Consider the following 17,977-nt stretch of genomic DNA (forward strand, 5'->3'; position numbering starts at 1 on the left):
GCCGTGCGGTCGCAGGATTGGGCAGACCCGGAACTCAACAGTCACACTGAACCACGTGGGCAGACACGCGAGACCGGAGGTCGACCCCCCGCGGGCCGACTCGTTCCGGCTGCTCTTCGTCTGCACCGGCAATCTCTGCCGCTCCCCTGCCGCGGAGATCATGGCTCGCCACCTGCTGATCGGGAAGCTGGGCGGACGCGAGGCGGCGCGGTTCGACATCTCCAGCGCCGGGGTGAACGCGGTGGTGGGGGAGATGATGCACCCCGACACCCGTGACGAGCTCGCCCCCTGGGGGCTCGACGGCACCGCCCAGGCCGGCGCCTTCCGCGCCCGTCAGCTGCGGAGCTCCCTGGTGCGGAACTCCGACCTCGTCCTCGGCGCGAGCCTGCGCCACCGCAGCGCGATCGTGGAGCGCGAGCCCGCGGGCCTGAAGACCACCTTCGCGCTGCGCGAGTTCGCCGCCCTGGCCGACGCCGTCGACGAGCGCATGCTGCCCGAGGGCGACCCGGTCAAACGCGCCCACGAGCTGGTCGAACAGGCGCGGATGAAGCGGGGTCTCGTGCCGCTCGACCGCGACGAGATCTCGATCGTCGACCCGATCGGCAAGCCGCAGCAGGCCCACCACGAGGCGGTCGTGCTGATCACGGACGCGGTCTACCGAATCGTCGAGAAGATCGTCCCGCCGCGCTGAGCAGCACGCTCAGGCGAGCACGGGAGTGCCCGGGAAGTACGCGTTGCACGCCCCGAGCCCCTGCCGCAACCCCAGGTCGACGGCCGCCGCGCGCTCCCCGACGGTGCCGTGGTCGCGTCCGAGGTCGTCCTCGCCCGAGGCGATCCGGGGCAGCACGGAGCCGATGTCGGCGTAGTCGTCCGGCTCGAGGACCCCCTGTGCGTCGAGGTGGCCCAGGAAGGCGCCGCCGATGCAGTCGGCCTGGTTCTCGGACTGGATGACACCGAGCTGCGTGACGAGCGTCGCGGAGACCCCGACGACGTTCTGCACGTGGTGGCCCCACTCGTGGGCCACCCCGAACGCCGCCGCGGCGTCGCCGGACAGCGAGTACAGGTCGTAGAGGGAGTCCTGGCCGATGTACACGGTCCGGTCCACCGGGCAGTAGTTGAAGGTGTTCCCGTCGGCCGACGCCGGGGCGCCGGTGGGGTCGGTGCAGGCCGTCGGCTGCTGCGTCCCGCTCGGGACGTACCGGTACGCCGGGCGCGACATGCCCGTGTAGCTGGCCGCCGAGAAGCCGTCGACGAGCTTGATCACCTCGGTGTAGAAGGCCCTCATGTCCTGGTACCCGTAGCAGCCCTCGAGCGTGGGGCAGGCCGGTGCCTGGACCGGCTGCGCCGCCGCCGTCGCCCCGAGACCCGTGCCCCCGATTCCCAGCGCCAGCACCGCGCTCGCCGCGAGCGCCCCCGCGGCCCGCCCCATGATCCGCATGCCCATCGCCCAGAACCCCCCGTCCACCGGCCCGCTCGCGCCGTGTGTTCTCCGCCGGTGGGCTGTCGCTCACCCCTGCGGATTCGTTTCCGCGTCGGCGGGAATTGCGACACACGGACCCCGGCCGCTCCCACCTATCTGTCCCTCGCCTCGGCCATCAGGCCGATGACGTCTGCGACCACGGCTGGGACCCTCGCCCGATGACCGGCGACGCGCGCCGCACGGCTCGGTCCGCCCGCCGGGACCTGTCCCGCCTGCTGGCCGCGCTCGCGGCGGGAACGGTCGTCGTCCTGACCGCCTGCAGCTCTGCGGGCGGGGCCCGGCCGGTGCCGACCTTCGCGCCGAGCTACGACTGGGTGCTGGTGGCCGACATCAGCGGCGACGGCCCGGACGCCGAGGTCTACCGGGCCGTCCGGACCGGCTGCGACGTCGGCCAGGCCGCCCTGGTGACGCGCTGGGACCAGCTCACCAGCCCGCGGGAGGTGCTGCTGTTCGCCGCCGCGATCCAGATGTGCCGCGGCGACGAGTCCGCCGCCCGGGCGCATTTCCAGCAGGCGAGCACCTACGGCTGGAACGGCCTCGGCCCGGACCGGCGGGCACCGCGCTGCGCCGTCTACACCGCCCTGACCGTCACGCTCAACCGCGTCCAGCCGGCCAACGTGAGCTGCCCGGGCGGGGCGAGCCCGGCCTTCACCCGCTCGGCGGCCGGGGTGGCGGACAACCCGCTGACCCCGGAGAACGAGGCCGCACCCCCGGCCCCACCGCCCGTCCCCCCGCCGACCTCGTCGTCCGGGACGCCGAGCTCGGCGCGCGCCACCACGGCCAGTCCCTCCCCGACGACGACCTCGCGCCGCCGGCCCACGACCGTCGCCCCACCCCCCACGACCACCCCGCCGAACGTGCGGACGACCCCGACGACGACCCCGCCGAGACCGCAGACGGCCCCGCCGACCACGCGCCCGCAGCCGCGGACGACCTCGTCGCGACCCGAACAGACCACGAGGACCACGACGACCACGACGACGGCGCGGCCGCCGAGGTCACCGAGTTCAGGGCCCACGACCACGGACTCCGTACCGCCGAGTGGATCGAGCCCGGCCGACGAGCAGGGCGACGACGAGTAGGGCGACGACGAGTAGGGCGACGACGAGTAGGGCGACGACGAGTAGGGCGACGACGAGTAGGGCGAGGCTCAGCCCGTTCCCGGGATCGGGAAGAACCTGTCCAGGTACTCCCGCCAGTCCCACGACCGGAGGAAGTCGGTCGCGGCGTCGGCGCCGTTCCTGACCAGCTCGTCGCGCTGCTCCCGGCCGATCCGGAACTGCACGGTACCGACCCCGGCGGTGTCCGCCCGGATGAGCCGGGCGGCATTGCGCGGTTGCCCGAGGTAGGCCTGGTCGTGGCCGACGACGGCGGTGGTGAGGGTGTCCTGGACCAGCCCGAGCGGTCCGGGCAGCCGGGTCGGCATGCCGGGCATGAGGGTGCCGTCCGGCCCGGGCAGGTCGGGGAGCACCCCGACGCCGAAGGTGGGCCAGCGCGGGCGCACGCCGTCCTGCCGGTCGAACAGCTCGAGCGGGAAGTTGGTCAGTACCCCGCCGTCGACGATCCGGGAGGTCTCCCCGGTGTGCGTGTTCGTCAGCGTGCAGGGCACGAAGAACAGCGGGATCGACAGCGACATCCGCACGGCCTTCGCGACGGACTGCTCGGTCGGCTCCAGCCCGAAGTGCTCGCGGTAGTCCCACGGCAGCCGCAGCCCCAGCCCGCGCGTGACGTCCGTGGCGGTGACCACCAGCCGGTAGGCGCGGTCGTCGGCGGACAGCTCCGGATCGGCCTTCGGGTCCGGCTCCAGGGGCAGGTCGCCGAAGGTGTGGACCCCCTTCTCGGCCAGCCGGTCCGCCACCCAGCGCTCGAGGACGTCGCCCCGGTAGAGGCCGTTCGCGGTCAGCAGACCGATGGCCGGCCCGAGCACCGGGATCGGGGGCTCGGCGTCGGGCACCTCCGCGTAGGGGAGCGACTCCATCGCCTCCAGCACCTCCTCGCCGGTGTACCCGGCCGCGAGGAGTGCCGCGAGGACGGCGCCGGCGGAGGTGCCGGCCACCCGGCGGACCCGGTACCGACGCAACAGCACGTCCACGGCGCCGGCCAGGGCGATCCCCTTCACCCCGCCTCCCTGGAGGACGAGATCGGCGGGAGCGGGGGGTTCGGGCGTACTGCACGTCAGTTCCTCGCTCATGCGCGCCTCCGAAGTCCTGCGAGCCTGGCCCGCCCTCCGGGACCCATGCCCGGCACTCCGACGACACAACCATGGGTCCCGGCGCCGCCCCGGTCACTACGCATGTCTGCGTAGGCCCGTCCGCTGCCGCCGCGGCGACGTCCGTCGCCCGGTCGCCGACTCCGGGAGCGTGCCGGTCACCGCAGAGGTCCCGGGGTTCTGCGTCCTACCGGGGCGCCGGATGCGCCTATTCTCATCGGACGGGCGGGGGCATGGCTGCGGGGAGGGCCGGCGATGAAGGACCGGGTCGAGACCTTGAAGGGGCTCCTTGCCGCGTTCAACGCGCACGATCTGGACGCGATCATGGGCTTCTTCACCGAGGACTGCTCGTTGGACATGCCGCGAGGTCCCGAGCCCTGGGGTACGCGCTTCCGCGGCAAGGCGGCGGTGAGGGAGGGCCTCGCCGCCCGTTTCGCGGGACTGCCCGACGTCCATTACAGCGAGGACCGGCACTGGGTCGGCGGCGACCTCGGGGTCTCCGAGTGGCTTCTCACCGGCACCAGCAGGACCGGGGAGCCGCTGCGCGTCCGGGGCTGCGACCACTGGGAGTTCCGTGACGACCACGTGGTGCGCAAGGACTCGTACTGGAAGATCGTCGATCCGGCCACCTAGCGCGACCGGGCCGACGCCAACCGGCGAACGTTCCCTGGCAGGTGAGGCGGGAGCGCGGGTGCTGGCCGGCGCGACGACGAACGCGATCGCCCGGCTGGTCGCCGGGGACCCGTGGACATGGAGCCCCGCTCTCGTGCAGGAGCGGGACGGGTCAGGACAGCCGTCCGCCGTCGGCGACCAGAGCCGAGCCGGTGACGAACCCGGCATCCGGACCGAGCAGGAACGACACCGAGCCGGCGACCTCCTCGACAGTCGCGTAGCGCCCCCCGTCGAGGATCGTGCCGGTGGGCAGGCGGCCCGCGCCGCTCGGGGCGCCGAGGTCGCTGCGGCCGCCGTCGATCCGGCTCATCATGTGTCCGGCCACCGGGCCGGGGCAGACGGCGGTGACCCGCACGGCGCGCGGTGCGACCTCCCTGGATGCGACCGTGGTCAGTCCCAGGAGAGCATGCTTGGAGGCAACGTACGGGCCCATCAGTGGTGCGCCGGACAGGCCCGCGGTGGACGCGGTCTGCACCACGACCCCGCCGGGACCCAGGTGGGGGAGGGTGTGCTTGAGCACGGCCGCGGCGCCGACCACGTTGACCTGCAGCACGGCGGCGAGCCGGTCGAGGTCCAGCTCGTGCAGCGGGCCGACCGGGCCCTCGATGCCCGCGTTGTTGAACACCAGGTGCAACCCACGGCCGAACTCGACGGCTGCGGCGAACGCACGTTCGACGTCCGCCTCGACGGTCACGTCCGCCTCCACGCCCCGCGCCGCCGCGCCCAGCTCGGCGGCCAAGGCGGTGACCGCGGCGGCGTCCCGGTCGACGAGCGTGACCCGTGCGCCCTCGGCGACCAGGCCCCGCGCCACGGCCGAGCCGATGTCACCGGATGCCCCGGTCACCAGCGCGCTGCGGTCGGGGAAACGATCGGTCATCCGATGAGCTCCTCTGTTCGTCCGTGTTCGGTGCCCGCCGCCCCGACGGCCGGGCCGGCGGGCGTGGGTCCACCCGTGAAGGTCGCGCGAGTCGGCGGGCGACTACCGCAGGACGAAGCCCTCGTAGTCCTTCTCCGCGGCCGCGCGACTCGCGTCGAAGAACGCGTTGGCGCCGCCGCTCGTACGGAGCGGTGACGAGGGGGGCGCAGATGTCGACCGCGATGATGCCGGCGCCCTCCTCGGCCATCCGGACCGCGTGCGAGCGGCCCTGGCCGCGAGCGGCGCCCGTGATCAGAGCGACCTTGTTGTCGAGACGTCCCACCGGATCTCCTCGTCGTCGAGCGTCGTGTGACCAGCACTGGCTGATCGGGACCGGCTAGGACGACGCTCATGCAAGGAGTTGTCGCAATCTGCGTCACACCGCGGCGGTCCACGCCGACCGGTCGCGGCCCTGTCGCGCATTGCGACATCCCCCGGAGGGCCGTCGCACCTACGGTCCCGACCGAAGCGCGATGCACCGTGCCCGCACCGCCACGAGGTGGTCGGGCCGGGTGGTCGCAGCGACACCCGTCAGGAGGCAGGCCGGACCTGCCCACCCACCCGAGGGAGAGGGCCCGAGTGAGTAGCACCGCGAGCTCCGCGGCGACCGACGCGGAGGGCCTCGACGCCCGGATCGCCGCGTTCCTGGCCGAGCACGACCCGGCGGCGACCGAGCGGACCGAGTTCCTGCGGGCGCGCTTCGACGCCGGCCTGGCATGGGTGCACTACCCCGAGGGGCTGGGCGGACTCGCGGCGGATCCCGGGTTGCAGCCCGGTGTGGACCGCGCCTTCGCCGATGCCGGTGCGCCGGACAACGCGCCGCACGCCAACATCATCGGGTTGGGCATGGCCGCGCCGACGCTCGTCCGCTTCGGCACGCCGGAGCAGCAGCGCCGCTGGCTGCGGCCGTTGTGGACCGGCGAGGAGATCTGGTGTCAGTTGTTCAGCGAGCCCGGCGCGGGCTCGGACCTCGCGAACGTGGCCACCACCGCGAAGCGTGACGGCGAGGACTGGGTGGTCAACGGGCAGAAGGTGTGGACCTCGCTCGCCCACGACGCGACCTGGGCGATCCTGGTGACCCGCACCGACCCGGCGCAGCCCAAGCACCGCGGTCTGACGTTCTTCGTCGTCGACATGCACACCCCCGGCGTCGACGTGCGTCCGCTGCGGCAGATCACGGGGGAGAGCGAGTTCAACGAGGTCTATCTCGACGACGTGCGGGTTCCCGACGCGCAGCGGCTGGGCGAGATCGGCCAGGGGTGGGCGGTCACGCAGAACACCCTGATGAACGAGCGGGTGGCGATCGGCGCGGGCACCATCCCGCGGGAGAGTGGAGCCATCGGCGAACTCACGAAGGTCTGGCGGGAGCGGCCGGGGCTCCGCACGGCGGGCCTGCACGACCAGGTGCTCCGCTTCTGGGTGGAGGCCGAGGCCGCACGGCTCACCGCAGAGCGGCTCGGCCAGCAGCAGGCGGCGGGCATGCCCGGCCCGGAGGGATCCGGCGCCAAGCTCACCCACGCCCGCCTCAACCAGCAGATCTCGGCCCTGGAGCTCGACCTGCTCGGGGACGAGGCGCTGCGCTACACCGACTACTCCGCCCGCCGCCCGGTCATCGTGCGGCACTCGGAGAGCCCGGCGGGCTGGCGCTATCTGCGCGCCAAGGGCAACTCGATCGAGGGCGGCACCTCGGAGATCATGCGCAACATCATCGCCGAGCGGGTGCTCGGGCTGCCGGCGGAGGCGCGCGCCGACAAGGACACTCCCTGGAAGGACCTGCCCCGATGAGCCCAGTCACGACCCCGACCACCGGGGACCTCCTCTACACGGAGGTCGAGGACGACCTGAGGGCGAGCGTCCGGTCGCTGCTGGAGAAGCAGAGCCCGTGGGACGCGGTACTCGCACGAACCGAGAGCGGGGACACGACCGACCGGGATCTGTGGACCACTCTCGCCCGCGACGTCGGTGTGGCGGGCCTGGCCGTGCCGGAGGAGGTGGGCGGGGCGGGCGCCTCGTGGCGAGAGGCGGCCGTGGTCGCCGAGGAGCTCGGCCGGGCGGTCGCACCTGTCCCGTTCCTCGGCACGGCGATCGCGACGGCGCTGCTGGGCGAGCTCGCAGAACGCGAACTGCTGGCCGAGCTCGCCGCAGGGGACCTGGTCGGGGCGCTCGCGGTGCCGTTCGGCACCGCGCCGAGGGACACGCGGTCCACGGTGGAGCTGCGGGGCGAGACCCTGCACGGAGAAGTGCGCGGCATCGCGGATGCCGAGGCCGCCGACATCCTGCTCGTGCCGGTCGCGGACGCTCTCTACGCCGTGGGTGCGGAGTCCGAGGGCCTCACCCGGACCCGGGTGGTCTCGCTGGACATGACCCGACCTCTCGTGGACGTGACTTTGACGGGGGCGTCCGCGCGGCGGATCGCGTCGGGGCCCGAGGTGGCCGTCGCGGTGGGGAACGCGCTGCGGATCGGTGTCGTGCTGCTGGCGTCCGAGCAGCTCGGCGTTGCCGAACGCTGTCTGGACTCCACCGTCGACTACCTCGGTGTCCGCCGCCAGTTCGGTCGGATCCTCGGTTCCTACCAGGCCCTCAAGCACCGCCTGGCCGACCTGTGGGTGCTGCTCACCCAGGCCCGGGCCGTGGCGCGCTACGCCGCCGAGTGTGCCGCCACCGGCTCGCCGGACCTCGCCGTCGCGGCTGCGCTGGCCAAGGCTCACTGCTCCGTCGTCGTACAGCAGGCCGCCGAGGAGTGCCTGCAGCTGCACGGGGGTATCGGCTTCACCTGGGAGCACCAGACCCATCTCTACCTGAAGCGGGCCAAGAGCAGCGCGATCGCCCTGGGCACCGCCGAGTGGCACCGTGCTGAGCTCGGCGCCCTGCTGGACCTGCCGGGAGTGTCACGATGACCGATCTGAACGGGCTGACCGCCGTCGTCACCGGGGGCAACAACGGGATCGGGCGGGCGATGGCCGTCGGCATGGCCAAGGCGGGGGCGAATGTCGCCGTATGGGCCCGCAACGCCGAACGCAGCGCCGACGCGGTGGCAGAGATCGCAGGGTACGGCGTCAAGGCCATCGCGGTGCGCTGCGACGTCGCCGACGAGGGCGCCGTGGCCGCGGCCATGACGGAGACGGTGGACGAGCTCGGGCCACTGGGGTGCTTCGTGGCGAACGCGGGCATCGCGGAGGCCGCGCCGATCACCGAGATGTCGCTGGAGAGCTGGCACCGCGTGCTGCGGACGAACCTCGACGGCAGCTTCCTCTGCACGCGCGAGGCTGCGCGCCGGTTCGTGCAGCAGGGCACCGGAGGCTCGATCGTCGTGCTGTCGTCGACGATCAGCCGCTATGGCGGTGTCGGCATGGCGTCCTACGCGACGAGCAAGACGGGCCTGCTCGGCCTGGGCCGCACGCTGGCCGTCGAGCTCGCCCGACACCAGGTCCGGTGCAACATCCTGATCCCCGGCTGGACACGCACGGGCATGAACACCGACCTGCAGGCCGACGAGCGCTTCATGAAGGCGACGACATCGCGGACACCGGCCCGCCGGTGGGCCGATCCCGAGGAGTTCCACGAGGTCGCCGCCTTCCTCGCCGACCCCAAGCTGACCTTCCACACCGGGAACGAGATCGTCGTCGACGGCGGTTACACGGTCTTCTGAGGTCGTGTCCGAGGGGCCCGCGGGGCCCCTCGGACACGGCTCAGTACGAGCGGGGGAGTCCGAAGGACTCGGCCAGGTTCTGGCGGGCGAGCTCGTTGCTGATCGGTGCGATGCGGAACTGCCGCAGGTCGCGCCAGAAGCGCTGAGCGTGGGTCTCGCTCGAGATGCCCATGCCCCCGAGGATCTGGATGCCCCGGTCGGCCGCGGCGACCGCCAGCTCCGACGTGACGACCTTGACCATGTTCGCCTCCTGGTGGCAGGGCACCCCCGCGGCCTCGCGCCACGCGGCGTCGAAGACCATGAGCTCGGCCTGCTTGCGGCCCAGCGCGGTGTCGGCGATGTAGTGCTGGATGATCTGGTGGCCGCCGATGACCTTGCCGAAGGTGGTGCGCGTGCGGGCGTACTCGACGGACTCCTCGAGAATTCCGTCGATCATGCCCAGGGCGAGCGCGCCGGACATGATCCGCTCGTTGTTCAGCGAGGCGAGCAGCACCCGGAACCCCTGGTGCGGCTCACCGAGCAGCTGGGAGTCCGGAACGAACACGTCGTCGAGGAACACCTCGCAGGAACCCATCGCGCGCATGCCCAGCTTCGGGATGTAGCGCATCTCGATGCCGGGCGAGGCCGTCGGCACCAGCAGCAGGGTCGTCGGCGGACGGCGCCCCGGCTCTGCCGGGCCACTGCGAGCCAACAGCAGCAGGTACGTGGCCTCCTTGGCCCCCGTGGACCACATCTTCTGCCCGGACACCCGCCAGCCGCCCTCGACCTTCTCCGCGCGGGTGGTCATCGCCCCCAGCAGATCGGTGCCGCCTCCGGGCTCGGTGACCGCGATCGAGACACGGATCTCACCCGCGGCGAGGCGGGGGAGGTACTCGCGCTTCTGCTCGTCGGTCCCGCCGTGCGACAGCGACTTCCCCCCGGCGAACGACGACATCCCCCAGACCCAGGACAGCCCGCCCAGGCTGCGCGCGAGCTCGCGGGCGAGCACGGCGGTGTCGACCGCGTTCCCGCCCTGCCCGCCGTACTCCTCGTCGATCCCCACGGCGTGGTAGCCGGCCTCGGCCAGGCCCTCCCACAGCTCGTAGGGGTACTGGTACTCGCGCTTCTCCAGCTCGAGTGCGCGATCGGGCGGAAAGTTCTTGTCCACCCACGACCGCACCGTCGCTCGGAAGGCACGCCTGTCGTCGTCCAGGTCGAGCAGCATTCCCGAACGCTAGATCGGCATGACCGCCTCGGGTTGTCCCGGAACGCGACAACTCGAGGCCCTCGCCGCGCTGCCCCTCGACGAGCGGCACGTCCAGTAGAGGAACCCGTCCTCGTCGGAGCGGACGAGGTCGCTCGTGCGGAACCAGCCGTCCTCGGTGAACTTCTTGTCGTTGACGTCGTCGAGCTTCCGGTAGCCGGGGGTCACCGCGTCACCGCGGACCCACAGCTCGCGACACGGACGGAAAGAACACGGTGTTGAAGACGAGCGCAGCGGCGGTGCCGTAGATGGAGAAGTCGTACCACCTCGAGTGTGCTCGCGGACATCGCCGCGGCCACCACCCGCCGAAGGGCACGTTCCGGCGAGATCCGTGCGGGAACCGCTTCGGTCATCGTGTTGCCTCTCCCGGTCGGCGTCGACCGTGTGTTCGTCCTCGGTCGAGCCCTCACCGGGTCGGGTGTCGGGACGGTAGGTCCCCGCACGTGCGGACGCGTGTCGCAGAACGGGACGTTCTCGACATGCGATGCGTGCGCAGATCGCTGGAGCGGATTGCGACACCTTCACTCCCTCCGCGGTACCTACCGTCGACAGCGGAGCACGGCGGGATCGGCCGGCCTCGACGTTCGAGTGAGGAGATCTTCGGTGGGAGAGACCAGTCCCGTGGTGGTCGTCGCGACCCTCGTCCCCGTCGCGGGCAGGGAGGACGAGGTGGAGCGCGCCCTGCGGGTCGCCGTCGCCGCCACGCACGAGCAGGACGAGGGGTGTGAGCTCTACGCCCTGCACCGTGTCGTCCGCGGCACCGCGGGCTTCGTCGTCGTCGAGAAGTGGGCGTCCGCCGAGCTGCTCGCTCAGCACGGCTCGGGTGCCGCGTTCGCGGAGCTGACCAAGAGGCTGGACGGACTGCTCGCCGAACCGCTGGGCGTCAGCGTCCTCGACCCGCTGCCCGCGGGCCAGGCGGGGCTGGGAAGCCTGTGAGCAGCGGCGACGTCGGCTACTCCGTCACGGACGGGGTGGCGCTGCTGACCCTCGACCGGCCCGAGGCGCACAACGCGCTCACCGTGCACATGGTCCGCCGGTTCGCCGAGGCGAGCGCCGCAGCCCAGGCGGACGACGCGGTGCGCGTGCTCGTCGTGACGGGTGCCGGGACCAAGGCTTTCTGCGCCGGTGGCGACCTGGGCGAGCTCATCCCGAGGCTGACCGCGGGTGAGCTCGAGATCCTCACCCCGGACCCGACCAAGCGCTTCCTCTCCGACGTCGACAAGCCGGTGCTCGCTGCGGTCAACGGGATCTGTGTGGCGGGCGGGCTGGAGCTGTTGCTGGGCACCGACCTGCGTGTCGCGTCGGCGAAGGCGGTCTTCGGGCTGCCGGAGGTCCGATGGGGGTTGGTCCCCGGCGGCGGCACCCACGTGCGACTGCCCCAGCAGGTGCCGTGGGCGTTCGCCATGCAGTTGCTGCTCACCGGAGACCACGTGCCTGCCGCGCGCGCGTACGAGGTGGGACTGGTCAACGAGGTGGTCGAGCCCGAGCAGGTGCTCGACCGCGCTCTCGAGCTGGCCGCCGGGATGGCCCGCAACGGGCCGCTCGCCGTCCGTGCGGCCAAGGAGATCGCCGTCCGTGCACTGCAGAACGAGTCGCGCTTCGCCCTCGAGTACGCGATCAATCGCACGGTGGTCGCCTCCGACGACGCGCGAGAGGGACCGCGAGCGTTCGTCGAGAAGCGCGAACCGAAATTCCAGGGAACCTGAGGAAGACGCCGTGACCATCGAACTCGTGCCCACCATCCACCCCGACCACCGCGAGCTGGTGGAGTCGGTCTACGCCGCCGTCGACGGAGTCGTGGCGGCCTGCCCGCGAGAGCTCTACGTGCAGCGTTCACGGGAGGGCACGCACGCACCGGAACTCTGGGACGCGCTCGTCGCCGCCGACCTCCTGGCCATCGGCATCCCCGAGGAGCAGGGCGGCGCCGGCGGCGGCTTGACGGGCACGACCGCCGTCATGGAGTCCCTGTCGCGCGCCGGAATCCCGCCGCTGCAGTACTCGCTGACCACGTTCTCGCGCGAGGCGATCCTCCGCCACGGCAACGAGAGCCAGGTCAAGGAGCACGTGCTCGCCACGATCAGTGGGCATCGCCGCTTCTGCCTCGGCGTGACCGAGCCCGAGGCCGGCACGAACTCCTTCGCCGCCCGCACCACGGCGCGACGCACCGAGAGCGGCGGTTACCGGATCAACGGGCAGAAGGTCTACATCTCCGCCGCGGACGAGTCGGACCACATCCTGCTGCTCGCCCGCACGGCTCCGCCCGGTGAGAAGGTCGGCCGCCGCTCGGGTTTCGGGCTCTTCGCCGTCGACATGTCCCTGCCCGGCATCGAGCTGCGCAAGCTGGACATCCAGTGGCACGCCCCGGAATACCAGTTCGAGGTGTTCTTCGACGACGTCGAGGTGCCTGCCGAGGCACTCATCGGTGAGGAGGGCCTGGGCTTCGACAACATCCTGTCCTGCCTGAACCAGGAACGGGTGACCATCGCCGCCTGGGCGCTCGGGCTGGGGGAGTACGCGCTGGCCAAGGCCGTCGAGTACGCCAAGGTCCGGGCTCCGTTCGGCAAGCCGATCGGCGCCAACCAGGGGGTGCAGCACCCGCTCGCGCTGGCAAAGGCCGAGATGGAGGCGGCGCGTCAGGTCATGTACTCGGCGGCCGCTGAGTACGACTCGGGCCGCGACGCGGGCGCCAAGGCCAACATGGCGAAGCTGCTCGGCAGCCGGGCCGCGCTCAACGCCGTCGACGCCGCCATCCAGACCCACGGGGGCTCGGCCTTCGTCTACGAGACCGACGTCGTCACGCTCTGGCCGATGATCCGCGTGCTGCAGATCGCGCCGATCAACAACGAGAGCGTGCTGAACTTCATCGGCGAGCGTGTGCTCGGCCTGCCGAGGAGCTGAGGGAGCGGCGATGTCCCGGCGCGAGCACGAGGCGGCACCCGACCTCGACGAGGTCACTGCGTGGGGTGCGGATCCCTACGACGACCTCGCGGAGCTCTACTTCCACGGTGGGACGACCGCCCTGCCGTCGATCTTCGACCTGAGCGGCAGGGTGGCCGTGGTGACCGGCGCCGGCGGTGGCCTGGGGGCCGTGTTCGCCACTGTGCTCGCCGAAGCGGGTGCCGCCGTGGTCTGCGCCGACATGGACGCGGTCGCCGCCAAGCGCCTGGCCGAGTTCCTCCGCAGCCGCGGCATGATCGCGACCGACGTGGGGCTCGACGTGACGGACGAACCGGCCGTGGAGGCGGCGTTCGCAGCGGTCTCCCGTGACCTGGGCAGGCTCGACGTGCTGGTCAACAACGCCGGGATCGGGGACCCCAGGTCCGTCCCGCTGCACCGCGTCCGCACCGAGGACTGGCGCCGGGTACTCGACGTCGACCTCGACGGGGTCTTCCTCTGCAGCCGGGCCGCGCTGCGGACCATGGTGGACAAGGGCTCGGGCAAGATCGTGAACGTCGCCTCCATGTTCGGGCTGACCGGCGCCCGCGTGTCGCCGATCCCGGCCTACTCGGCCGCGAAGGGCGCCGTGGTGAACCTCACCCGTGAGCTCGGCCTGCAGTACGCGGCGAAGGGGATCCAGGTCAACGCGCTCTGCCCCGGCTTCGTCCGTACCGGGCTGTCCGGCGGGGTCTACGAGGACCGCGACTTCCTCGCGCGGGTGTCGGCGACCGTCCCGATGGGACGCATCGCCGAGCCGGCCGAGCTGCGAGGGGCGCTGCTGATGTTGGCGTCGTCTGCGTCGGACTACATGACCGGGCAGACGCTCGTGGTCGACGGCGGGTGTACGGCGGGATGATCGAGCAGGAGGACCTGACCGGTGACGCCGGCGTCCTGAGGAGTCCCGGATGTCGGTGAGGCGGGGCACGGATCGGGTGCGACGGGCCGTCGTGGCGGGCGAGCCGGTCGTGGTGTCCGACGACGTGGACCGCGAGGACGAGGGGCGACCTGATCTTCGCGGCCGAGGCGGCGACGCCCGAGCTGCCGGCCTTCACCGTCCGGCACACGTCGGGGTACGTCTGCGTGGCGTTGCCGAGCGACGAGTGTGAGCGCCTCGACCTGCCTCCCATGCACCACCACGACGGGGACCGGTTCGGCACGGCCTACCGCGTCACCGTCGACGGGGTACCGCGGAGCGCACGACGACGGCGAGCACGTCGCGCTCGTCCCGGGAAAGGTCGAGGGGGCGCTCGGCGTGCCCCTGGCCGTGCACGTGGAGTGCCTGGCCTCGGACGTCTTCGGCGCCACGACGTGCGCATGCGGCAGCGAGCTCGACGCCGCCCTCGCGACCGCCGCTGCGGCCGGCCGGGGCATCGTCGTCTACGCGCGGTCCTCCGAACATGTCCGGGCGTGCGGACTCCTGGGCGACGGCCGGTCCGTCGAGGATCGATACGCCGTGGCCGCCGCAGTGGCGGCCTCGATCGTGACCGACCTGGCTGTGGGCTCGGTGGAGTTGGTCGCCACCCCTGCCGGGCTGCGAGCGGCGCTGGAGCCCGTCGGACTGCGCAGCGACGACGCCCCGCGCTACTCGGTCGCCGGATGACCGTGCGGCCCGGCGCCTTCGACCGGTGCCGGGCCGCGGTGGTCAGATGCGCCAGAGGTGCGGACCCGGCCTCGTCATGGCGATCGACGGGATCACCGCGGATCGGCCGATCCTCGTCAGGCCCACGACGACCTCGGCGACGTCCGCGGGGTCGATCATCGCGTCGGGCGCCACCTGGTCGGCGAGCGGCGCGGTCATGTCCGTCGCGACGTAACCCGGGCACACCGCGGTCGCGAGGACGCCCCGCTGGGACTCCTCGGTATTGAGGGTCTCGCACAGGGAGGTCAGTGCCGCCTTGCTCGCGCCGTAGGCGGAGTTGAGTGGCTCGGACGCGATCCCGGTCAACGACGACACCGCGATCACCTTGGCCGTTCCCGCCTCGGCGGCCGTGCTGCGCAGCAGTGGCAGCAGCCGCTGCGTCATCATGTAGGCGGACCGCACGTTGACGGTGTAGAGCTTGTCGAACCGGCGGGCCGGGAACTCCGCGAACGGCCCGATCGAGCCCATGCCGGCGTTGAGCACCAGGGCGTCGATGCGACCCGCGGCCCCGGAGTGGGCGTCGGCGAGCGCGACCACGTCCTCCTCGACAGCCATGTCGGCCGTGACGGCTCGGGCGGTCACCCCGTACCCCGCCGACACCTTCCCGGCGAGCTCCTCGAGCGGGCCCGTCGAGCGGGCGGACAGCGTGAGGTCCCAGCCCTGTTCGGCGAACTTGCGGGCGATGAGCGCACCGATGCCGCGTGAGGCGCCCGTGACCAGTGCGGAACGCGCGTTCATCGGGGCGCCATCCGGATCGCCCCGTCGAGGCGGATGGTCTCGCCGTTGAGCATCGGGTTGGCGACGATGTGGGCCACCAGGTCCGCGAACTCGGACGGTTCGCCGAGCCGGGACGGGTGCGGCACCTGGGACTCCAGGGACGCCCGGGCCTCGTCGGAGAGGCCGCGCAGGATGGGCGTGGCGAACATGCCGGGCGCGATCGTCACCACCCGGATGAGGTCGCGGGCGAGGTCGCGGGCGATGGGCAGCGTCATCCCGACGATCCCGCCCTTGGACGCCGAGTACGAGGCCTGCCCGATCTGCCCGTCGTAGGCGGCGACGGACGCCGTGTTCACGATGACGCCGCGCTCGCCGTCCTCGACCTCCGCCGCGGCGATCGCCTGCGCGGCCAACCGGATGACGTTGAATGTGCCGATCAGGTTGATCTCGACCACGCGGGCGAAGCGCCCCAGGCCGAGGGGCCCCTTGCGGCCCAACGTCCGGGCGGGGTCTCCGATGCCCGCGCAGTTGACCGCGACCCGCAGCGGTCCGCGCTCCCGGGCGGTCTCGACGGCCGCCTCGACCGCCCCGGGGTCGCGGACGTCCGCCCCGACGAACACCACGTCCGGGCCGAGTTTGTCCGCAACGGCCGCCCCGGGTGAGGTGGGCAGGTCGACCAGGACGACCTGCGCGCCCTCACTCAACAGTCTCTCCGCCGTCGCCAGACCGAGTCCCGACGCTCCTCCGGTCACCAGGGCGACCGCTCCCGCTACTCGCACACGTCCTCCTTCGTCTGCTCCGAGCCTGCCGCCGCGGGCTCGGAGATTGTTGTCCCAGTTCGCTCCACGACGTCGGCAGGCCGCCTGCGCTGCGCTGTGATCGGGTCCGGCCAGACATCCCGAGGAACTCAGAGAGGACCCCGTCTCGTGCCCTACCGCTCCGTGTTCACCCCCGAGCTCTTCGCCGGCGGCACCGTCGTGGTCACCGGCGGCGGCAGCGGCATCGGGCGGTGCACCGCACACGAGCTCGCCGCGCTGGGGGCGCGGGTCGCGATCGTCGGTCGAACGCCTGCCAAGCTGGCCGCCGTCGCCGAGGAGATCGAGGCCGATGGCGGCACGGTGACCACACACAGCGTCGACATCCGCGACGAGGAGCCCCCGGGCCGATCGCGACCAGCGGCGTCGACACCTGCGATCCCGAGGACGAGCGCTTCCTGCGGGCGCAGATCGACAACGAGGGCCCCCTGGGCCGTTTCGGCACCGAGTCGGAGGTGTCCGCGGCGATCGTCTTCCTGCTCTCGCCCGCCGCCGCCTTCCTCACCGGCACCTGTCTGCGGGTGGACGGCGGAGTCCCCAACCTACGGCCGGGATGGTGGGAACTCAGGCCGCCGGAGCGGGCGAGCCCTTCGACGGGTTCGACCCGCCCGGTCGCGCCAGACCTCCTGCGGAGGGCGTGACGTTAGTGGCGGTCTACTTGGCAGCGGAGCCCACGTCCACCCGGAACTGCGTGCCGGGGCGGAGCCGACCTCGTGCCCGAGGAGGAGTTCTCTGCCGAGTCCGAGGAGTCGGTGCAGGCCGCGATCCACGGGATGGGCAGCGCGTTAGGCACGCCCGTGAGCATGTCCGTTGCCCTCCAAACCGGCTACTTCAGGCCGGAGCGGACGAAGCCGTCGACGATCCTGCGTTGCAGGACCAGGTACAGCACGAGAACGGGGAGGCACGCCAGGCCGGCGGTCGCCATCAACGGGCCCCAGTTGTTCCCCTCGGTGCCCATGAAGCTGCGCAGGCCCAGTTGGAGGACCGCGTTGGTGCGCTGCAGGACCAGGGCGGGCCAGAAGTACTCGTTCCACGCGTTGACGAACAGCAGCACGCCGAGTGCCGCGAGCGCGGGGCCGAGGTTGGGCACGACGACCGTCCACAAGGTGGACCAGGCGTTGCGGCCGTCCATCCGAGCGGCCTCGAGGAGTTCGTGGGGCACCGAGCGGACGTGCGAACGCAGCATGATCACCGCGAGCGCGGAGCACAGGTTCGGCAGGATCACCCCGGCGACGGTGTTGAGCGTGCCCAGCTGGTTGAGCAGCACGTAGTTGGGCAGCATGGTGACCTGGAACGGCACCAGCCAGGTCGCGACGAACACGAGGTAGAGCACGTTCTGGAGGCGGAAACGCCAGGCGGCGAAGGCGTACCCGGCCAAGAGCCCGGTGACCAGCTGGCCGAGCGCGATCATCAGGGCCATCACGAAGGTGTTGAGCAGCAGCCGCGGCATGTCGACGGCGTCCCACGCCTCGGCGTAGCTCGCGCCGGACAGCGGCCAGGGGAACGGGTTGAGCGAGTAGATGTCCTCGGGCGCCCGGAGCGACGTCGCGTACAGCCAGTACACGGGCACGATGCAGCCGAGCCCGAGCAGGCCGAGCACCAGGTGCCCGAGGGCCGCCCGGACCCGGGACTCGCGGTACATCCTCGCCCCGTCCGACCGGGCATGGACCGGGGCGGGGACCTCCAGCAGGGTCATCGGT

20 protein-coding genes and 3 pseudogenes are annotated in these 17,977 nt (G+C 72.1%); 14 read left to right on the forward strand and 9 right to left on the reverse strand.

What is annotated here, in order from left to right:
* Positions 1-55: 55 nt before the first annotated feature.
* A complete protein-coding gene (locus ACL02T_RS00920) occupies positions 56-691 on the forward strand; it encodes an arsenate reductase/protein-tyrosine-phosphatase family protein (RefSeq protein ID WP_412828677.1) in 636 nt (211 codons plus the stop codon).
* A gap of 9 nt (positions 692-700) precedes the next feature.
* On the opposite strand, the gene ACL02T_RS00925 is transcribed toward ACL02T_RS00920, so the two are convergent.
* Positions 701-1,465: a neutral zinc metallopeptidase gene (locus ACL02T_RS00925; protein ID WP_412828678.1), complete on the reverse strand. Its 765-nt coding sequence runs from the start codon at positions 1,463-1,465 to the stop codon at positions 701-703.
* A 173-nt stretch (positions 1,466-1,638) separates the two neighbouring features.
* Here ACL02T_RS00925 and ACL02T_RS00930 point away from each other — a divergent pair, with 173 nt between their 5' ends.
* On the forward strand, positions 1,639-2,562 hold the full coding sequence (locus ACL02T_RS00930) for a hypothetical protein (RefSeq protein WP_412828679.1): 924 nt from the start codon (positions 1,639-1,641) through the stop codon (positions 2,560-2,562).
* 68 nt (positions 2,563-2,630) lie between these two features.
* Here ACL02T_RS00930 and ACL02T_RS00935 read toward each other — a convergent pair whose 3' ends face one another.
* Entirely contained in the window at positions 2,631-3,671 is a 1,041-nt protein-coding gene (locus tag ACL02T_RS00935; protein ID WP_412828680.1) for a patatin-like phospholipase family protein, read from the reverse strand.
* A gap of 273 nt (positions 3,672-3,944) precedes the next feature.
* Between ACL02T_RS00935 and ACL02T_RS00940 the strand changes: the two genes are divergently transcribed.
* Positions 3,945-4,322: a nuclear transport factor 2 family protein gene (locus ACL02T_RS00940; RefSeq protein WP_412828681.1), complete on the forward strand. Its 378-nt coding sequence runs from the start codon at positions 3,945-3,947 to the stop codon at positions 4,320-4,322.
* Between the two features lie 151 nt (positions 4,323-4,473).
* Here ACL02T_RS00940 and ACL02T_RS00945 read toward each other — a convergent pair whose 3' ends face one another.
* The gene (locus ACL02T_RS00945; RefSeq protein WP_412828682.1) at positions 4,474-5,238 is read right to left on the reverse strand and encodes an SDR family NAD(P)-dependent oxidoreductase; all 765 of its coding nucleotides are present in this window, start codon (positions 5,236-5,238) and stop codon (positions 4,474-4,476) included.
* 181 nt (positions 5,239-5,419) lie between these two features.
* Positions 5,420-5,560: pseudogene (locus ACL02T_RS00950) on the reverse strand (SDR family mycofactocin-dependent oxidoreductase); the annotation flags it as partial.
* Between the two features lie 296 nt (positions 5,561-5,856).
* Here ACL02T_RS00950 and ACL02T_RS00955 point away from each other — a divergent pair.
* The 3 genes from ACL02T_RS00955 to ACL02T_RS00965 are packed head-to-tail and all read left to right on the forward strand — an operon-like array spanning position 5,857 to position 8,926.
* Positions 5,857-7,062, forward strand: a complete 1,206-nt coding sequence (locus ACL02T_RS00955; protein WP_412828683.1) for an acyl-CoA dehydrogenase family protein — start codon at positions 5,857-5,859, stop codon at positions 7,060-7,062.
* Positions 7,059-8,174: an acyl-CoA dehydrogenase family protein gene (locus tag ACL02T_RS00960; RefSeq protein WP_412828684.1), complete on the forward strand. Its 1,116-nt coding sequence runs from the start codon at positions 7,059-7,061 to the stop codon at positions 8,172-8,174. The genes ACL02T_RS00955 and ACL02T_RS00960 overlap by 4 nt, the downstream gene beginning before the upstream one ends.
* Positions 8,171-8,926 carry an SDR family NAD(P)-dependent oxidoreductase gene (locus tag ACL02T_RS00965; protein ID WP_412828685.1) on the forward strand — a complete coding sequence of 252 codons (756 nt, stop codon included), beginning with the start codon at positions 8,171-8,173 and terminating at the stop codon, positions 8,924-8,926. Before ACL02T_RS00960 ends, ACL02T_RS00965 begins: the two co-directional genes overlap by 4 nt.
* A gap of 40 nt (positions 8,927-8,966) precedes the next feature.
* Here the strand turns inward: ACL02T_RS00965 and ACL02T_RS00970 are convergent, their stop codons facing one another.
* A complete protein-coding gene (locus ACL02T_RS00970) occupies positions 8,967-10,130 on the reverse strand; it encodes an acyl-CoA dehydrogenase family protein (protein ID WP_412828686.1) in 1,164 nt (387 codons plus the stop codon).
* A gap of 9 nt (positions 10,131-10,139) precedes the next feature.
* Positions 10,140-10,337 carry a hypothetical protein gene (locus ACL02T_RS00975; protein ID WP_412828687.1) on the reverse strand — a complete coding sequence of 66 codons (198 nt, stop codon included), beginning with the start codon at positions 10,335-10,337 and terminating at the stop codon, positions 10,140-10,142.
* Between the two features lie 435 nt (positions 10,338-10,772).
* On the opposite strand from ACL02T_RS00975, the gene ACL02T_RS00980 reads away from it, so the two are divergent.
* From ACL02T_RS00980 to ACL02T_RS01005, 6 genes and pseudogenes are all read left to right on the forward strand, one after another.
* Positions 10,773-11,105: a putative quinol monooxygenase gene (locus ACL02T_RS00980; RefSeq protein ID WP_412828688.1), complete on the forward strand. Its 333-nt coding sequence runs from the start codon at positions 10,773-10,775 to the stop codon at positions 11,103-11,105.
* A complete protein-coding gene (locus ACL02T_RS00985) occupies positions 11,102-11,875 on the forward strand; it encodes an enoyl-CoA hydratase/isomerase family protein (RefSeq protein ID WP_412828689.1) in 774 nt (257 codons plus the stop codon). The genes ACL02T_RS00980 and ACL02T_RS00985 overlap by 4 nt, the downstream gene beginning before the upstream one ends.
* Positions 11,876-11,885: 10 nt before the next feature.
* Positions 11,886-13,067 (forward strand): acyl-CoA dehydrogenase family protein, encoded by a 1,182-nt coding sequence (locus ACL02T_RS00990; RefSeq protein ID WP_412828690.1) that lies wholly within the window; start codon positions 11,886-11,888, stop codon positions 13,065-13,067.
* A 10-nt stretch (positions 13,068-13,077) separates the two neighbouring features.
* Positions 13,078-13,962 carry an SDR family NAD(P)-dependent oxidoreductase gene (locus tag ACL02T_RS00995; RefSeq protein ID WP_412828691.1) on the forward strand — a complete coding sequence of 295 codons (885 nt, stop codon included), beginning with the start codon at positions 13,078-13,080 and terminating at the stop codon, positions 13,960-13,962.
* Between the two features lie 49 nt (positions 13,963-14,011).
* Positions 14,012-14,285, forward strand: a pseudogene (locus ACL02T_RS35125) (3,4-dihydroxy-2-butanone-4-phosphate synthase); the annotation flags it as partial.
* Complete coding sequence (locus ACL02T_RS01005) at positions 14,209-14,706, forward strand: hypothetical protein (RefSeq protein ID WP_412828692.1); 498 nt, start codon at positions 14,209-14,211, stop codon at positions 14,704-14,706. The pseudogene ACL02T_RS35125 and the gene ACL02T_RS01005, both read left to right, overlap by 77 nt.
* A gap of 42 nt (positions 14,707-14,748) precedes the next feature.
* Here ACL02T_RS01005 and ACL02T_RS01010 read toward each other — a convergent pair whose 3' ends face one another.
* Together ACL02T_RS01010 and ACL02T_RS01015 are read right to left on the reverse strand one after the other, a co-directional pair.
* The gene (locus ACL02T_RS01010) at positions 14,749-15,483 is read right to left on the reverse strand and encodes an SDR family NAD(P)-dependent oxidoreductase (RefSeq protein ID WP_412828693.1); all 735 of its coding nucleotides are present in this window, start codon (positions 15,481-15,483) and stop codon (positions 14,749-14,751) included.
* Positions 15,480-16,241, reverse strand: coding sequence for an SDR family NAD(P)-dependent oxidoreductase (locus ACL02T_RS01015; RefSeq protein WP_412828694.1), 762 nt, complete (start codon positions 16,239-16,241; stop codon positions 15,480-15,482). Before ACL02T_RS01015 ends, ACL02T_RS01010 begins: the two co-directional genes overlap by 4 nt.
* A gap of 198 nt (positions 16,242-16,439) precedes the next feature.
* Here ACL02T_RS01015 and ACL02T_RS01020 point away from each other — a divergent pair.
* Both ACL02T_RS01020 and ACL02T_RS01025 read left to right on the forward strand, forming a co-directional pair.
* A pseudogene (locus tag ACL02T_RS01020) lies at positions 16,440-16,604 on the forward strand (SDR family NAD(P)-dependent oxidoreductase); the annotation flags it as partial.
* A 23-nt stretch (positions 16,605-16,627) separates the two neighbouring features.
* A complete protein-coding gene (locus ACL02T_RS01025; protein ID WP_412829312.1) occupies positions 16,628-16,918 on the forward strand; it encodes an SDR family oxidoreductase in 291 nt (96 codons plus the stop codon).
* Positions 16,919-17,103: 185 nt separating this feature from the next.
* Here ACL02T_RS01025 and ACL02T_RS01030 read toward each other — a convergent pair whose 3' ends face one another.
* On the reverse strand, positions 17,104-17,973 hold the full coding sequence (locus ACL02T_RS01030; protein WP_412828695.1) for a carbohydrate ABC transporter permease: 870 nt from the start codon (positions 17,971-17,973) through the stop codon (positions 17,104-17,106).
* Positions 17,974-17,977 lie beyond the last annotated feature (4 nt).

It is taken from the genome of Pseudonocardia oceanicola (assembly GCF_047200735.1).
Lineage (GTDB): Bacteria > Actinomycetota > Actinomycetes > Mycobacteriales > Pseudonocardiaceae > Pseudonocardia.

Bases quoted from the DNA above. Each gene is read 5' to 3' on its own strand.
- ACL02T_RS00970 (WP_412828686.1), bottom strand. From the start codon at position 10,130: ATGCTGCTCGACCTGGACGACGACAGGCGTGCCTTCCGAGCGACGGTG.
- ACL02T_RS01030 (WP_412828695.1), bottom strand. From the start codon at position 17,973: ATGACCCTGCTGGAGGTCCCCGCCCCGGTCCATGCCCGGTCGGACGGG.
- ACL02T_RS00945 (WP_412828682.1), bottom strand. From the start codon at position 5,238: ATGACCGATCGTTTCCCCGACCGCAGCGCGCTGGTGACCGGGGCATCC.
- ACL02T_RS00940 (WP_412828681.1), top strand. From the start codon at position 3,945: ATGAAGGACCGGGTCGAGACCTTGAAGGGGCTCCTTGCCGCGTTCAAC.
- ACL02T_RS00965 (WP_412828685.1), top strand. From the start codon at position 8,171: ATGACCGATCTGAACGGGCTGACCGCCGTCGTCACCGGGGGCAACAAC.
- ACL02T_RS00935 (WP_412828680.1), bottom strand. From the start codon at position 3,671: ATGAGCGAGGAACTGACGTGCAGTACGCCCGAACCCCCCGCTCCCGCC.
- ACL02T_RS00930 (WP_412828679.1), top strand. From the start codon at position 1,639: ATGACCGGCGACGCGCGCCGCACGGCTCGGTCCGCCCGCCGGGACCTG.
- ACL02T_RS00960 (WP_412828684.1), top strand. From the start codon at position 7,059: ATGAGCCCAGTCACGACCCCGACCACCGGGGACCTCCTCTACACGGAG.
- ACL02T_RS00995 (WP_412828691.1), top strand. From the start codon at position 13,078: ATGTCCCGGCGCGAGCACGAGGCGGCACCCGACCTCGACGAGGTCACT.
- ACL02T_RS01010 (WP_412828693.1), bottom strand. From the start codon at position 15,483: ATGAACGCGCGTTCCGCACTGGTCACGGGCGCCTCACGCGGCATCGGT.